Raw genomic sequence first — 14,957 nt, 5'->3', positions numbered from 1 at the left:
TCAGGCCACGTAGGTCTTCTGGAACTGCTGGGTGAGCTTGATGGCCGCGCCCTTCGACGCCTCCGGGCCGGCGTTGGTCGCGGCGATGATCGCCGCGCCGCGGCCGGGCGCGATCAGCACCACGTCGTGCCACAGGGTGTTGGAGCCCTCGTGGGCCAGGATTGGACCCCGGCTCCAGGGCTTTTCCGGCACGACCACCCAGCCCAGCGCATAGGTCGCGCCCGGCGCCGGCGTGGTCAGGCGGCGGATGCTGTCGGCCGAGAGGATCGCGTTGTCCTTCAGGAAAAGCCGGGCGAAGCGGGCGTGGTCCTGGAGCGTCATGTGCACCGTGCCGGCCGGACCGAGCGCCGGCGGATTGTCGGCCGGTCCCGCCGGATCGACCGGCGTCAGCCCGCCGCCCGGCGCGGACACGTGCCCCCAGGGGACGTCGCCCTTCGGCGCGCCGAAGCCGGCGCTTTCGATCCCCAGCGGCTGGAACAGGCGCGTGCGGATCGCCTCCTCCCAGGCGACACCGGTGATCGCCTCGATCGCCGCGCCCGCCAGCACGTAGTTGAAGTTGGCGTATTCGAAGGTCCCCGGCTTGCCGGTCGGCGGCGCGGACAGCACCTGGGCCGCGACCTCGGCCCGCTGGACGGGAAGCAGCCGCTTGTCGAGATTGGCGCGGACCAGCCACGCGCCGGCCATCACCGGCCCGTCACGGAGCCCCGCGCTGTGGCTCATCAGCTGCTCGATCGTGGTCTCGCGCCAGGCCGGATCGAGCTTAACGCCCGGAAACAGCGCGCCCAGGGTCGCGCCCCATTTGGCCTGGCCGGCCTCGACCAGCCGGGCGTAGAGCGCCGCCGTCATCGCCTTGGTGTTGGAGCCGATATGCCAGGGATCGGAGGTCGTCGCCGGATCGGCCGCGCCCAGCCGGCGCACGCCGCCCGCGACTTGCGCGATCACCTTGTCTCCGTCGCTGATCAGCCCGGCCACGGCCGGGGCGCCGGTCTCGGCCAGCACCGCCGCCGGGTCGACCGGCGCGGCGGGAGCGAGCGCGGCCTGCCGCGCGACCGCCAGGGACGGCGCGGCTCCCGCCACGGCGGCCAGGGCGAGCAGTCGGCGGCGGTCGAGCATGGTGAACCCTTCGCGTACAGAACGAGGTTCGTTCAAGCTCAACCCCTCGGCGATGGCAAATGAAGGATCGGTAAGGCCGGCTTGCCGAGCCGGCGCACGATCGCTACGAGCGAGGCCGAACGGCGGGGGCGACCATTCTCGACATGACGAAATTCCGACTGAACCGTCGCTACTTCTGGCTGGGCATGGTCCTGACCATCGCCTTCACCGCCGCCGCGACGGCGATCCATCCCTCCGCGATCAACGGCGCTTTCGTCCTGCCATGGGTGCTCGTCCATGCCGGGCGGATGCGCGACCTGGGACTGCGCGGGGCCTGGGCCGGCTATGTCATCGCCGCCGTACTGTTCGCGCTCAGCACCCTGGCCGTCGTCTCGCCCCCGCCGTTGATCGCCGGCGGCATGGCGCTGGCGATCCTCTTGGCCGCGTTCGGCTTCACGGCATGGCTGGGCGTTCGGCGCGGCCAGGCCGACGACAACCGGTTCGGCCCCGCCCCGAGGGGCTGGCGGCTGGGCCACGCGGCCTAGCTCCGCGCCTCTAAGACCCGCGTCCACCCGCAGCAGATCGCCCCACGGCGGCTCCTCGACGCCTGGCCGGCCGACCTCGCCGTCCGGCGACGCTTTTGACCCCGGCGCGGGACGGGTGGTATCAGCGACCCCGCGTTTTCCGCCGAGGCCCTCGCGCATGACTCTGTTCCCGCCCGCCAAGGCGCATCCGGCGTGATCGCCCTGACGCTGGAGGTCCTGGCGCGGGCCCTGCCGTTCTTCATGCTGGTCGGGGCCGGCGTGGTGCTGGCCCGGCTGCGGCTGTTCGACGGCCGCATGGCCCAGGGCCTTTCCGCCTACGTCTACTGGATCGGCTTCCCGGCCCTGCTGGTGCATTCCCTGTCGCGCATGGGCCGGCCGGGTCACGACCTGACCCTGGGCCTGGCCGCCTACGCCGGCTGCCTGGCGGCGATCATGGGCCTGCTGGTGCTGGCGGGTCTGGCCTTGCGCTGGACCCGCGAGGAGCGGGCCGGCACGGCCATGGCCGCCGGCGTCGGCAACAGCGCGTTCCTGGGCCTGCCGGTGGCCGCCGCCGTGTTCGGGCCCGAGATCGCCCGCCTGGGCGCGGGCCTCGTGGCCGTCGACTTCGTACTGGCCACCGCCCTGGGCGTGGCTTTGCTCGGCTGGGCCGGCGGGCGCTCGGTCTGGCGCTCAACGATGCAGGCGTTCCGCAACCCGATCGTCGCCGCCGCCCTGTTCGGCGCGGCCCTGGCCCTGATCGGCCTGCAGCTGCCCGGCGTGCTCGACCGCGCGGTCGGTGCGGCCGCCGCCTCGGGCAGCCCGGTCGCCCTGGTGGCGCTGGGCGTGGTGCTGGGCCTGCCGGTCGAGGCCGACGTCCCCGCCCCGCGCTGGAGCCCGGTGATCGCCGCCGCCCTCGCCAAGCTGCTGGTCCTGCCGCTGCTGGTCTGGACCGTGGTCGGCCTGACCCCGGCTCCCGCCGCCTTCCGCCTGGCCGCCACCCTGCTGGCGGCGACCCCGACGGCCGTCAACGTCTTCATCCAGACCCGCGCCTACAACGTCTTCGCCCGCGGCGGCGCCCGCATCGTGGCCCTGACAACGGTGGTCGCCTGCGTGACCCTGTCGGCCGTGGCGGTGTGGCTGAAGAGCTAGAGCCGCTGGGGTCTGAGAATGGACAGGAGCGGTTTCGCCTCCCTTTTCGAGACCGCCCTGCAACGCTCGCTGGAGCAAGCCGGCCTGCCCTCCAGTGGGAGCGACCTGCTTGTCGAATTCCATGGCCGCCCCAATCCACGCGATCCCGTCAGGCTGGACCAGGTCATCGACCTGCCGTGAATTTCGGCTGATCGCTTCTACTTTATCGTGGACGTCGGCGTGATCTTCGAGGGCGCGAAAGCGCCGCTGATCTTTGCAAGGCCGAGCGGCCACTTGCCGACCGATCAAATGTCCGGCGTCGTCTGGCAGATCATCACCCGGCCGGATTGAAGGCAAATATCTCAGCCCCCTGCGGGCCGGGCTCGTGACCTTGGCCTACGCCGCGGCCGCGCCCAACGAGGAAATCATGGGCCAGATCCGCCCCAGCACTTTGAGACCATGCGGGGCCATGTCCGCCGCGCCAAGCTCGCCGGAAGAGCCAGCAAGGTCGGGCTCTAGCTTGCCAGCGACTACCCGATCAACGCCATACCCGCGGTACCTTGACCTTGGCCAGCCATCGGGATGGTCTTCTTCCATTCCCGGGGGAATATCCATCATGACGATTTCGACCGCACGACAGGCTTTGGAGGCTTTCCTCTTGGGGCCCATGGCCCAGAGCGTGGCGATCACCGGACGCTGGGGCGTCGGAAAAACCTATACTTGGCGACGCGCGCGCTACGCAGCCAGCCGCAAGGCAACGCTGCCACCCTACAGCTACGTGTCTCTCTTCGGCCTCGCGGACATTCAAGCGGTCCGACGCACCATCTTTCTCAACGCTGTCGCGCCCGAGCCTGACACCCCGACGGCGCTTGTCGAGAAAACGCGGCACGGGATCGATAAGCATCTCAAGAAACTGTACGGCGTCGTTGAAAAGGCCATACCGCACCTCAAGGACGCCGATACCGCTACGTTGCTCAGCTGGTTCGTGAAGAACAACCTCATCTGTTTCGATGACCTTGAGCGCCGCAACCCCTCGCTCAAACTTGCCGATCTCATGGGCTTAGTCTCCTTCCTCAAGGAAGAGTGCGGCTGCAAGGTCGCCGTCATCGTCAACGACGAAGCATTTAAGGACGAAGCTCCCGATTTTCGCCGCTACTTCGAGAAAGTCTTCGACACATCGGTCCTCTTCGAGCCGTCGATAGACGAAGCCATGGACATCGGCGTCGCCCACGAAACGCGCGCATCACAGGCGCTAAAGGCGCACGCGCGCACCCTGGAAATCACTAATATCCGGCTGCTCCAAAAGCTCGATCGGTTTGCGCAGCGGTTCGACGCGGCCCTGACCCGCAGCGAGGCGCCGATCGTAGACGAGGTGATCCGATCGCTCGTCGTACTAGGCTGGTCGATGTTCGATCCCGACCACGCCCCTCCGTTTGAGTTTATCGACGAGAGCAGGCCGGAACGCGCACTGAGGCTACTTGGCCACCAACAAGACGCCGAAACCCCGAAAGAGGCCCGCTGGCGGGGGCAACTACGCTCCGTTGGCTTTTCCGGCCTTGGCGAGCTCGATCATCTGATCAAACGCGTGCTCGAAGGCGGTATCCTGGACGATGTGAGCCTGCAGGCCTTGTGCAAAGAGGGGGACGATAGATTTCGCCGTAACGTCGAATGCAAGCCGTTCATGGCGGCGATCACCGAGCTTGAGGTCGGGTGGGGCGGCTCAGTCGAGGACTTTATTCCTCGTCTTCTCGAGGCGATGCGCGCCGCAGGCGCGAACCTCTACACAGGCGATGTTGACTATGCCTACAAACTACTGTGCGAGTTCGGTCGGCCAGACTTGGCGGAGGCGGCTGCACAGGAATACCTGAGTCTCGTTCACCCGGCGCACCCGATCTTATTCTACGAAAACTCCAAGTTTGCTGACGGTTTCAACGCCCTAATTCGAGCTCACCGACAGCCTCATGCCGATGACCGTCCGACTTCCGAGATCCTGCGCTTCATCGTGGATGATCCCCACCACGTATCCGCGCTCGAGCACCTGGCGAAAACCGATCCTATGGAAATCGCTGCGGCGTTGAAGGTGTTCGGTGGTTCCGTTGATAAACTCTACCGCGAGGTCAAAATGCAAGGCGCAGCACCGGAGGCGCTCCCTCGCCTAGTGGCGGCCATTGACATCGTGGCTCGGGAATCCGACCTCAATGCTTTCCGGCTCCGCCACCTCATCGCAGCCGCCAGGATCGACCTCCAGCCGGCCGAACCTAACGCGGTCGACTGAATGACGGCGACGCCGCATCCGCTCTCGCATCATCGCCAGCACGGAGGCCGATGTCCTGCTGATTTTCGAGGCGTGCTTTCACGACAAGGTTGATCCATCGGATGGAGATCCCCTTCGCCAATTCGACCCCAAGCGTACGAATTGAGTGGTTAGGCACATGCCCAAGTTCCGCAACGGGTCGCGAGCCTCCTCCAGCCCCCTACCCGCCCCTCTTCCGCCCCAGCCGCGCCAGCCAGGGCTGGGTCGGGTAGGCGATGGCGCCGGCGACGCTGAGGGTGATGGTCGTGCCCTTGCCGGCGGCGCTCTCTATGGCCAGCTGGGCGCCCATCTTGCTGGCCCGCTCGTGCATGCCGATCAGGCCGTAATGGCCCTCGCGGCTGGCCCAGGCCATGCGGTTGGCGCCGATGCCGACGCCGTCGTCGCGGATGGTCACCTGCAGCTGCCGCACGCCGTACGAGACGCGCACCTGCACCTGGCCGGCGCGAGCGTGGCGGGCGGCGTTGAACAGGGCCTCGCCGCCGATGCGGACGATCTCCTCCTGCACCAGCGGCTGGATGGCGCGGGCCACGCCCTCGACCACCAGCTCGACCTTCACGCCGGGCTCGAACGGCTGCTCGGCCATCAGCTCGCGCAGCTGGATGTCGAGGCGGCGGGTCTCGCGGCCGCGCAGGTCGCGCACCCGGTCGCGGCCCTCGACCAGCATCTGGTCGGCGCGGTCCAGCGCCTGGTTGATGACGTCCTTGGCAGGCAGGTCGTCGGGGATCTGATAGGCCACCGACTGGAAGCGCATGATCAGGCCCTGGACGCTCTGCAGCAGGGTGTCGTGCAGCTCGCGGGCGATGCGCTCGCGCTCGGCGGCGCGCTCCTCCAGCCGGTCCTTGATCTGGGCCGACACCCGCCGCAGCCGCAGGGCGTAGACGCCCCACAGCGCCAGGCCCACGGCCGCCATGCACAGCAGGCGGAACCACCAGGTCTCGGCCAGGGTCGGCGGGATGGTGACGACCACCTGTGCGCCCTGCTCGTTCCAGACGCCGTCGTTGTTGGCCGCCTTGACCCGGAAACGGAAGGTCCCGGGATGCAGGTTGTTGTAGAGCACCTCGCGCCGGCCGCCGGCGTCCACCCAGTCGCGGTCGACGCCCTCCAGCCGGTACTGGAAGCGCACCCGGCCGGGCACGGCGAAGCTGAGGGCCGTGTACTGGATGCGCAGGCTGGTCGTGCCGGCCGCCAGGCGCACGGCCGAGGGGTCGGCGAAGCGTCGCTCGCCCGCCACCACCGCGCGGATCGCCACCGGCGGCGCCACGGTGTTGAGCGCCAGGCGGGCCGGATCGACGACCAGCACGTTGCGCCGGGTCAGGATCCAGACGCGGCCGTCGCCGCCGGCGGCGATCTGGGCGCCCGGCGACTTCTGCACGAAGCTGTTGAGGCCGTCGCGGAAGTCGAACACCTGCCGGGCCAGCGGCGCGCCGGGCTTGTCGAGGGCGCGGTCGAGATCGGCCGAGCGCATCCGCACCACGCCGGCGTCGCCGATGGTCCAGGTGTCGCCGGCCGGGGTCTGGACCAGGCCGTTGACCGAGGCCAGCCACGGATAGCGCTCGGCGTCGAGGGTCGCGGTCTTGCCGTCACGCAGGCGGGCCAGGCCCTGGCCGCCGCTGAGATAGAGCGCCGCCGCCCCGGGCAGAACGCCCTCGATCTCGCCGATCGCAAAGCGCTCCTTGTAGAGGGGCTCGAACGGCGGCCGGCCTTGCAGCGGCGGCGGGGTGCGGAACAGGATCGCCGCCCGACCGTCGGGCTGCACGGCGGCGTTTGAGGCCACACCCAGGGTCGGCGACAGGCCCGGCCAGCGGTTCCAGGTCCCGCCCTCGCGCCAGTAGAGGCCCTTGTCGAGCGCGGCCATCCACAGGCGGCCCTCGGCGTCCTGCGCGCAGCCGTAGGCGCTGGCCTCGGAGGGCTTGGGATAGGTCTCGACCTTGTCGGCCCGCACCTTCAGCACCGTGTCGCGCAGGGTGACCCAGACGCCGTCGTTCTCGTCGGCGCACAAGGCCCCGGCCGACCAGCTGGTCCGCGCGACGGGCCTGGGCGCCTTGCCGGGGGCGATGGCGTAGACGGTGTGGGCGTCGGCGACCCAGACCGTACCGTCGCGGGTGGCGGTCATGCGATAGCCGCGCGCGGAGTTGGGCGGGATCGCCTGCTCCACGACCACGCTGGCCGGCCGCATCATGTCGAGACCCAGCTCGGTGCCGAACCAGACATTGCCCTCGCGGTCCTCGAACACGGCGTGGGTCTGGTCGGAGGTCAGGCCGTGCACGGCCTTGTAGGCCTGGATGCGCAGGCCCGCCGCGTCGGCGCTGCGGGCCGCCACGCCGGGCGCTGGAATGTGCACGACGCCGTCGGTCCAGGTCGCGCCCCACAGGTCGCCCTTGTGGTCGAACAGGATCTTCGAGCCGCCCACCTCGTCCTGGCGCGGATAGGCCCGGGCCAGCGACGAGGCGGCCGGGGCCTCGCCGGCCAGCAGCCGCACGCCCTTGGTGTCCGACACCCAGAGGCGACCAAGGGCGTCCTGCGCCAGGCTGGCGCGGCGGGCGACCTTGACGCCGGTGGCCGAAAACCGGGTCTGGCCGGGCGCGCGGCGCAGCACGGTGTCGCCCAGCACCAGCCACTGGACCCCGTCACGGCTGAAGAAGATCTGCCAGACCTCCTGCTCGGGCACGCCGGCCTCGGCCCCGAACTCCTGCCAGCGACCGTAATGCCAGCGGGCCAGGGTGTTGCGCTTGCGGCCGCCGCGCGCGACCCAGATCCCGCCTTCGCGGTCTTCGGCCAGGCTCGTGACCTCGCGCGAGGGATTGGGCATGCGGGCGTCGATCAGCTGGCCGTCGCGATAGACCGCCACCCCGCCGCTGCGGCCAAGGCCCACCCACAGCGCGCCGGACTTCGCGCCCAGCACCTGCGAGACGTTCAGCCGCCCGGGCTTGGGCCCGCCGCGCTGGATCTGCTCGAAGGCGACGCCGTCGAAGCGGAACAGGCCGTCGACGCTGCCGATCCATAGATAGCCGTCCTTCGACTGGCCGATGCTGTTGACCCGGCTGGGCGCGCCGCCCTCCAGAGACCAGCTGACGCGCTTGTATTCGGCCAGGGGCTCGAGCCCCGGCGCGGCCTGCGCCGAGACGGCGAGGCCCAGGGCGAGCGCGACGCCCGCCAGTGCCGTGCGAAAGCCCCCCGCCCGGCTCAAAGGTCGATGATGCCGCGCTTGGCGGCCACGGTCACCGCGTGGGTCCGGTCGTTCACATAGAGCTTGGCGAAAATGCTCTTGATGTTCGACTTGATGGTGTCTTCCGAGAGGTTCAGCTCGCGGGCGATGTGCTTGTTGGAATTGCCGTTGGCGATCAGCTGCAGGACAGTGATCTCGCGGGCGTTCAGCGTCTCGTCGATGGCGTGGATGGCGATGCGCTCGGCCACCTCGGCCTGCAGGTGGCGGCGTCCGGCGTGGACGCCGCGGATGGCGTCCAGCAGGTCGCGGCGCAAACTGCTCTTCAAGAGATATCCCGCCGCCCCGGCGCGCAGGGCGTGCAGGGCCTGGGCGTCGCCGGTGAAGGTGGTCAGCACGATGATCCGCGCCTCGGGGTGAGCCCGGCGGATGGTCTCGATAGCGACCACGCCATGGCCGGGCATCTGCAAATCCATCAAGGTGATGTCGGGACGCAGCGCCTCCCAGCTGGCGACCGCCTCGTCGCCGGTGGCGGCCTCGCCGACCACGACCATGTCGGCTTGCGTCTCCAGCACCGAGATCACCCCTTCGCGCAGCATCGGGTGGTCGTCGGCGATCAGTACGCGGATGCGCTCGTCGCTGGCAGGGGACGCGCCGCTGGCGGGGTACTCGTTCATTTCGGCGGCGTCCGGGGACCGGTCCTTGCGCATGGGACTCGTACAGGTGACGTGTTTGGCGAACCGCGACCATACACGAAAGCGGCGCAGCATTACCCTTTCGGGGGTTGACGTGGAACCGGCCCGATCAAGCCTGCGCGGGAATGGGACGCCCATTGGCCAGAGCCCAGTCGAGGGCGAAGTCGGCGACGTCCTCCCAGCCCGGCTCGTTGCACAGCCAGTGCGAGCGGCCCGAGAAGCATTGCAGGTCGGTGCGCGAGGCCGCGCGGCGCTGCTGGCGGGCGCTGGCCGCGACCATGGCGACCGGCGCGACCCGGTCCTCGTCGCCGGCGATCAGCAGCAGCGGCGGCCGGCGACAGCCCGTTCCCTTGCGACGCCTCCAGGGGCCTAGCAAGGCCTGGCGCACCACCCTGGCCGGCGCGGACACGATCTGCTCGGCATAGGCCGCGCGGCGGTCGGCCTCGGGCAGGGTCTGGGCGAACAGGGCGGCAAAGCGCTCGGGGCTCAGCGGCGCGGCGCCGTCCCAGTCGCGCCAGCGGGCCAGGATCCGCCGCAAGGCCCAGGCCGCGCGCGGCCGCTCCAGCAGGCCGAACGGCGGGGTCGAGGCGATGGCCACCCCGCAGGCGCCGCAGCCGCGATCCAGCAGAAGCTGCACCACGAGACCGCCAAAGCCGTGGCCGATCAGGATCGGCGGCTCTGAAAGCGCGGCGGCGCGGGCGGCGTAGCTTTCAACCACCTCCTCCAGGCTCAGCCGGCCGAAGGCGCGGGGCGGCGAGCGGCGCAGGGCCTCGACCGGCGCGTCCAGCAGCGGCCAGGCCGGCGCCAGCACGCTCAGGCCGCGCGCGGCGTAGCGGTCCTGGAAGCGATCCCAGTGCCTGGGCGTCAGCCAGGCGCCGTGGATCAGCAGGACGGTGGCGGTCACGACGGATCCTCGTTCATTCCGCCGCGATCAGCGGCCAGGCCGCCTCGCGCTCGCCGCCGCGCAGGCGACGCCAGACGCTGGGCGACTGGCCCTCGAAGCGACGGAACATCCGGCAGAAGTGGGCTTGGTCCGACAGGCCGCAGGCCAGGGCGATGGCGGCCAGGCTGTCGCCGGTCGACAGCATCATGTCCTTCGAGCGGGCGATCCGGCGGCGGTTGACGTAGGTCTTGGGCGCGTCGCCGAAACTCGCCCGAAAGGCCCGCGAGAAGTGGCTGGGGCTGAGGCGGGCGGCGGCGGCCAGCTCGGCGCTGGTCACCCGGTCGGCCAGCCGAGCCTCGACCAGCGCCTTGACCCGCAGCACCTGCCAGGGGGCCAGGCCTCCGCGTTGCAGGGCCGGCGAGGCGGCAGGCGCGCCCGCCGTCTGGGGGGCGAAGCTACGGGAGGCGGCCGCGTCGATCTGCGGCAGCAGCCGCACCGCCACGGCGATGCAGCGTTCGGCGTCGGCGGGGTCGGTCGCCAGGACGTGGCGGGCCTGCTGCAACAGCTGGCGGATCTGGTCGTGCGCCGGTTCGGGGGCCGGTTCGGCGCCTGTGTCGGAGGCGCGGGTCATGACGGTCTGGGCTTGCATCGTCGCTCTCTTGGGAAGGTGGTCAGTCCAGGACGCCGCCGACCACTTGCCGGCGCAGGAGCAAACTCAACCAAGGCGCGCCGCCGCGCCATTCCCGCACGGGTGAAGCGCACTCACCCAGGCGGGTGAAAAATCCCGCCCCTCTGGGACCGCTATCTCCTCCCCCTATTTCACCGCCACGCCCCGGGCCTCGTCCGAGAACAGCGACAGCAGGCCCAGCGCCGCCGACGGCCAGAAGGCCGCGGGCCCCAGCAGGGCGAAGGCCAGAGCGCCAAGGCCGCAGCCGGCCGCGAACAGGCCGACGGCCACCGACAGCTTCCTGATCCGGGCGATCGAGGCTCCCCGATCGGGTCCCCGGCGGATCAGCTCGGCGACGTCGAGCATGATCTGGGTGGTCGAGCCGGTCATCAGGGTGGTGGGCGGCGCGGTCGGGATGTGCACCCGGTGGGCGGCGTTCTGGATGGCCATGGCGCAGACGAAGACCGCCGCCACCAGGATCAGCTGCCAGCTGTCGCCCTTGGCGAACGGCGCCAGGGCCACGGCCAGGGCCGAGCCGGCGACCAGCAGCAGGGTCTTCACGCCCAGCATGATCCGCAGCACCGGCAGGCCCTCGGCCTCCAGCCGGAACGTCACGAGTCTGCTGATCACCACCGCCGCGCAGAAGATCGGCAGCACCAGCAGTTTGGCCACCGCCCCGTCGGCCCCGTGGATCATCGCCGCGCCGAAGGTGACGAAGTTGCCGGTGACGTGGGCGACGAACAGCCCCTGCAAGGCCAGGAACCCGACCGTGTCGAGATAGCCGCCGTTGAAGCTCATCACCTTGGAGAGGCCGGGAAAACGCATGGTCACCATCCGTACTTGAGCTCGACGCCGAGATAGTCGCTGTCGTCCCGGCCGGCGGCGCGCAGGGCGCTTCCGGCCTCGAAATGGACGGCCTCGATGGTCCCCGTTAGGCTCCGATTGAAAGCATAGTCGGCCCGCAGGTGGCCGTAGGCGCCGGTCCAGCGACCGCCCTGCCCGGCCGTGCCGGCATAGGCTGCGAAGGGCTGGCCGTAGATCGCGTCCGCGCTCGTGCGCCGCCACTGGCCGGCCAGGGCCGCCATGACGGTCAGCTTGCCGGTCGGCGACACCGTCACCGACGGCTTCAGGTGCGCGATGTTGGCGTAGCCGGTGTAGCCGGCGCGGGTGAAATAGGCGGCGTTGGGATAGAGCGGATTGAAGGTTCCGAGCCGTCCGTCCCCCTTCCGGGTGTCGCCGCTGGCGAGATCGCCTTGCAGCCCCAGACGCGGCGACCAGGGGATGCCCGCGAACGTCCAGCCGCCCCGCGCCCCGGCCGCCCAGGCGCGGACGTCGGCCGAGCCGACCTCGCCGCGCTGGGTCATGGCTTCGAGGTCCCAATCGAGGGCTTTGGCCTTGCCGGCGTAGCGCAGGTCGTAGATCTGGCGATCCTCTTGCCCGACCGCGTCGCCATAGCGGGCGGTCGAACGGGCCAGGCGGCCGGCATAGGCCGAGACCGCGCCGCCGAAGGCCTTGCGCTCCACCCGTGCGAAGTCGAGCCGCACGTGGCCGCTGGACGCATCATCGAAGGCCTCGTCATCGGCATATTGCACCGGCTGGCTGACGACGCCGGCCAGGGTCCAGGGACCCCGGCTCCAGTCGACCCACACCGCGTCGAACGACTGGCGCACGCCCGGACCGTCGCGGGCCGACAGGAAGCGCTGCTGGTCGATCGGAAAGTCCTGGCGGCCGACCCGCACCGTCGCCTTGCCGCCGGCCAATTGGCCCGTGCGGTCGATGAAGGCCAGGCGCAGATCCAGGCGGTCGGCGTCGGCCCCGCCGACATGCCGACGGCCGAAGGCGCGCACGTCCTCCAGCATGACGAAGGCCCGCCAGGCGCCGGCCCGGGCGTCGGCGTGGATTTGCAGGCGCTGCGACAGGCTGGTGTCGGGCGTCTCCTGGCCGAAGGTCGCCGCGTCGCCCAGCTCCAGCCGCTCGCGCAGGGTCAGGCCCAGCGACAGGAAGGCGTCGTCGCCGAGCGGGACGTATTTCAGGCCGTCGAGAGGCTCGGTGCGCTTGGCCGGATCGGCCAGGACCGACCAGTCCTCCTGCCAGCGGTTGACCTTGATCGCGGGACGCTCGGCCGCCAGGGCGGGACCGGTAGCCGCGAGCACCAGGGCCGCGGCCGCCAGCGTCCTCATGACCCTCTCCGCGCGTCGAGATCGTGCCAGGCGACCAGCAGGAAACCGCCGACCAGGCCCAGGTGCTCGAAGAAGCTGTTGGTCGCGCCGAACCGTTCGGGCGGCGCCATCTGCCAAAAGCGGTTGGCCATGAAGGTCGCGCCCAGGGTGAACGCCGCCAGGGCCAGCGCCCCCAGCCAGCGCAGCCGGCCGCTGAGGATCATCGCCGAGGCGGCCAGCTCCAGCACGATCACCGCCACGGCGAACGGCGCGGCCGGCGACAGGCCGAAGTGGGCCATCTCGCCGACGGCCCCGCCGAAGTCGAAGGCCTTGGTCAGCCCGCCCTGGATATAGGCGGCGCACAGGCCCAGCAGCGCGACCCAGCGCACCGCCGGCGAGGTGAGGACGGCCCGCATCAGACCGCCCAGCAGGCGCAGCCCAGCGCGCCCCAGAACGACTTCAGGTCGCTGATCGGCAGGCTCTTGGTCCAGGCGGTGGCGTGGTCGTGGCCGTGCACGCCGCAGCCGCTGGCGCAGGCGCACGACGCGGCCGCCTGGCGACGCAGGGCGGCGTCCTTCTCGGGCTCGGCCCAGGCGGCATAGCCGCCGAACACCCGCACCGGCGACCAGTCGGGCATGGCCGGCGGCACCTCGTTCTCGTCCAGCTTGGCGAAGTCGCCCGCGCCATAGACGATCTTGCCGCCGACCATGGTCAGGTCCGAGGTCATGTCGGCGATCTCGTCCTCGGGCACGCCGAAGAAGTCGCGGTCGGGCACGATCAGGTCGGCCAGCTGGCCTTCCACGATGCGGCCCTTCTTGCCCTCCTCGTTGGAGAACCAGGTGACGTTCTCGGTCCACATGCGCAGCGCCGCCTCGCGGTCCAGGCAGTTGCGCTGCGGATAGATCCGGGTTCCGCCCACCGTCTTGCCGGTGATCATCCAGGCCAGCGAGACCCAGGGATTGTACGAGGCCACCCGCGTCGCATCGGTGCCGGCCGAGACCTTGAGACCCTTCTCCAGCATCTTCGCGATCGGCGGCGTCGCCTCGGCGGCGGCGGCGCCATAGCGCTCGAGGAAGTATTCGCCCTGGTAGGCCATGCGGTGCTGCACGGCCACGCCCCCGCCCAGGGCGGCGATGCGGTCGATCGACTTTTCCGAGATCGTCTCGGCGTGGTCGAAGAACCAGTTCAGGCCTTCCAGCGGGACGTCCTTGTTGACCTTCTCGAAGACGTCCAGCGCCCGGTCGATGGTCTCGTCATAGGTGGCGTGCATCCGCCAGGGCCAGCGGTTCTGGGCCAGGATGGTGACCACCTCCTCCAGCTCGCCCTCCATCTGCGGCGGCATGTCGGGGCGCGGCTGGCGGAAGTCCTCGAAGTCGGCGGCCGAGAACACCAGCATCTCGCCCGCGCCGTTGTGGCGGAAATAGTCGTCGCCCTGCTTGTAGGTCGAGGTCTTGGTCCAGTTCAGGAAGTCGTCCTTCTCGCCCTTGGGCTTCTGGGTGAAGAGGTTGTAGGCGAGGCGAATGGTCAGCTGGTTGTCGTCGGCCAGCTTCTGGATGACCTCGTAGTCGTCCGGATAGTTCTGGAAGCCGCCGCCGGCGTCGATCGCCCCGGTCACGCCCAGCCGGTTCAGCTCGCGCATGAAGTGGCGGGTAGAGTTGACCTGGTAGTCGAAGGGCAGCTTCGGGCCCTTGGCCAGGGTGGCGTAGAGGATCTGGGCGTTGGGCTTGGCCAGCAGCAGGCCGGTGGGATTGCCCTGGCTGTCGCGGATGATCTGGCCGCCGGGCGGTTCGGGCGTGTCGCGGTCGTAGCCGATCACCCGCAACGCCGCCGCGTTCAGCAGGGCGCGGTCATAGAGGTGCAGGATGAACACCGGCGTGTCGGGCGCCACGGCGTTCAGTTCCTCGATGGTCGGCAGGCGCTTTTCGACGAACTGGTGCTCGGTGAAGCCGCCCACCACCCGCACCCATTGCGGCGGCGGGGTGATGGCCACCTGGCGCTTGAGCATGCCCATGGCGTCGGCCAACGAGCGCACGCCGTCCCAACGCAGCTCCATGTTGAAGTTCAGCCCGCCCCGGATGATGTGCAGGTGGTTGTCGATCAGGCCCGGCAGCGCCCGACGGCCCTTCAGGTCGACCACCTTGGTCGCCGGCCCGGCCAGGGCCATGACCTCGGTCTCGGTCCCGACGGCGGAAAAGCGTCCGCCGGTCACGGCGACGGCCTGCGCGTTGGGATTGCTCCGGTCGAGAGTCGTGAAGCGGCCGTTGCGCAGGATCAGGTCGGGCGAGGTCATGCGGATACTCCGGGGGAACTGGGGCCGAGGGAACTGGGGGAC

General features: G+C 70.2%; 13 protein-coding genes. 4 read left to right on the top strand and 9 right to left on the bottom strand.

What is annotated here, in order from left to right:
• Entirely contained in the window at window positions 1-1,113 is a 1,113-nt protein-coding gene (locus AC07NG_RS00160; RefSeq protein WP_494591331.1) for a serine hydrolase domain-containing protein, read from the bottom strand.
• Window positions 1,114-1,256: 143 nt separating this feature from the next.
• Here AC07NG_RS00160 and AC07NG_RS00155 point away from each other — a divergent pair, with 143 nt between their 5' ends.
• From AC07NG_RS00155 to AC07NG_RS00140, 4 genes are all read left to right on the top strand, one after another.
• Entirely contained in the window at window positions 1,257-1,637 is a 381-nt protein-coding gene (locus tag AC07NG_RS00155) for a hypothetical protein (protein ID WP_494591329.1), read from the top strand.
• 192 nt (window positions 1,638-1,829) lie between these two features.
• On the top strand, window positions 1,830-2,765 hold the full coding sequence (locus AC07NG_RS00150) for an AEC family transporter (RefSeq protein WP_492855263.1): 936 nt from the start codon (window positions 1,830-1,832) through the stop codon (window positions 2,763-2,765).
• Between the two features lie 18 nt (window positions 2,766-2,783).
• A complete protein-coding gene (locus AC07NG_RS00145; protein WP_494591326.1) occupies window positions 2,784-2,945 on the top strand; it encodes a hypothetical protein in 162 nt (53 codons plus the stop codon).
• Between the two features lie 415 nt (window positions 2,946-3,360).
• Window positions 3,361-5,019, top strand: coding sequence for a hypothetical protein (locus AC07NG_RS00140; RefSeq protein WP_494591324.1), 1,659 nt, complete (start codon window positions 3,361-3,363; stop codon window positions 5,017-5,019).
• 199 nt (window positions 5,020-5,218) lie between these two features.
• On the opposite strand, the gene AC07NG_RS00135 is transcribed toward AC07NG_RS00140, so the two are convergent.
• The 8 genes from AC07NG_RS00135 to AC07NG_RS00100 form a co-directional block, all read right to left on the bottom strand.
• Window positions 5,219-8,245: a sensor histidine kinase gene (locus tag AC07NG_RS00135; RefSeq protein WP_494591322.1), complete on the bottom strand. Its 3,027-nt coding sequence runs from the start codon at window positions 8,243-8,245 to the stop codon at window positions 5,219-5,221.
• Window positions 8,242-8,898 carry a response regulator transcription factor gene (locus AC07NG_RS00130; protein WP_110121527.1) on the bottom strand — a complete coding sequence of 219 codons (657 nt, stop codon included), beginning with the start codon at window positions 8,896-8,898 and terminating at the stop codon, window positions 8,242-8,244. Before AC07NG_RS00130 ends, AC07NG_RS00135 begins: the two co-directional genes overlap by 4 nt.
• A gap of 127 nt (window positions 8,899-9,025) precedes the next feature.
• On the bottom strand, window positions 9,026-9,820 hold the full coding sequence (locus AC07NG_RS00125) for an alpha/beta hydrolase (protein ID WP_494591319.1): 795 nt from the start codon (window positions 9,818-9,820) through the stop codon (window positions 9,026-9,028).
• A 13-nt stretch (window positions 9,821-9,833) separates the two neighbouring features.
• Window positions 9,834-10,448 (bottom strand): helix-turn-helix domain-containing protein, encoded by a 615-nt coding sequence (locus tag AC07NG_RS00120; RefSeq protein ID WP_494591317.1) that lies wholly within the window; start codon window positions 10,446-10,448, stop codon window positions 9,834-9,836.
• 165 nt (window positions 10,449-10,613) lie between these two features.
• Window positions 10,614-11,291, bottom strand: coding sequence for a YoaK family protein (locus tag AC07NG_RS00115; RefSeq protein WP_494591314.1), 678 nt, complete (start codon window positions 11,289-11,291; stop codon window positions 10,614-10,616).
• Between the two features lie 2 nt (window positions 11,292-11,293).
• Window positions 11,294-12,646 (bottom strand): alginate export family protein, encoded by a 1,353-nt coding sequence (locus AC07NG_RS00110; RefSeq protein WP_494591312.1) that lies wholly within the window; start codon window positions 12,644-12,646, stop codon window positions 11,294-11,296.
• Window positions 12,643-13,041, bottom strand: coding sequence for a DoxX family protein (locus AC07NG_RS00105; protein WP_494591310.1), 399 nt, complete (start codon window positions 13,039-13,041; stop codon window positions 12,643-12,645). Before AC07NG_RS00105 ends, AC07NG_RS00110 begins: the two co-directional genes overlap by 4 nt.
• Window positions 13,041-14,915 carry an amidohydrolase gene (locus tag AC07NG_RS00100; RefSeq protein ID WP_494591308.1) on the bottom strand — a complete coding sequence of 625 codons (1,875 nt, stop codon included), beginning with the start codon at window positions 14,913-14,915 and terminating at the stop codon, window positions 13,041-13,043. The genes AC07NG_RS00105 and AC07NG_RS00100 overlap by 1 nt, the downstream gene beginning before the upstream one ends.
• Window positions 14,916-14,957 lie beyond the last annotated feature (42 nt).

This window comes from Caulobacter sp. GW821-FHT10C03 (assembly GCF_059415485.1).
Note: the sequence above shows the minus strand (reverse complement) of the source record. Positions and strands in the feature narration are given on the sequence as shown.

Excerpts from the sequence above, each read along its gene's own strand:
- AC07NG_RS00130 (WP_110121527.1), bottom strand. The coding sequence starts at position 8,898 with ATGAACGAGTACCCCGCCAGCGGCGCGTCCCCTGCCAGCGACGAGCGC.
- AC07NG_RS00155 (WP_494591329.1), top strand. The coding sequence starts at position 1,257 with ATGACGAAATTCCGACTGAACCGTCGCTACTTCTGGCTGGGCATGGTC.
- AC07NG_RS00115 (WP_494591314.1), bottom strand. The coding sequence starts at position 11,291 with ATGCGTTTTCCCGGCCTCTCCAAGGTGATGAGCTTCAACGGCGGCTAT.
- AC07NG_RS00110 (WP_494591312.1), bottom strand. The coding sequence starts at position 12,646 with ATGAGGACGCTGGCGGCCGCGGCCCTGGTGCTCGCGGCTACCGGTCCC.
- AC07NG_RS00160 (WP_494591331.1), bottom strand. The coding sequence starts at position 1,113 with ATGCTCGACCGCCGCCGACTGCTCGCCCTGGCCGCCGTGGCGGGAGCC.
- AC07NG_RS00140 (WP_494591324.1), top strand. The coding sequence starts at position 3,361 with ATGACGATTTCGACCGCACGACAGGCTTTGGAGGCTTTCCTCTTGGGG.
- AC07NG_RS00100 (WP_494591308.1), bottom strand. The coding sequence starts at position 14,915 with ATGACCTCGCCCGACCTGATCCTGCGCAACGGCCGCTTCACGACTCTC.
- AC07NG_RS00145 (WP_494591326.1), top strand. The coding sequence starts at position 2,784 with ATGGACAGGAGCGGTTTCGCCTCCCTTTTCGAGACCGCCCTGCAACGC.
- AC07NG_RS00120 (WP_494591317.1), bottom strand. The coding sequence starts at position 10,448 with ATGCAAGCCCAGACCGTCATGACCCGCGCCTCCGACACAGGCGCCGAA.
- AC07NG_RS00105 (WP_494591310.1), bottom strand. The coding sequence starts at position 13,041 with ATGCGGGCCGTCCTCACCTCGCCGGCGGTGCGCTGGGTCGCGCTGCTG.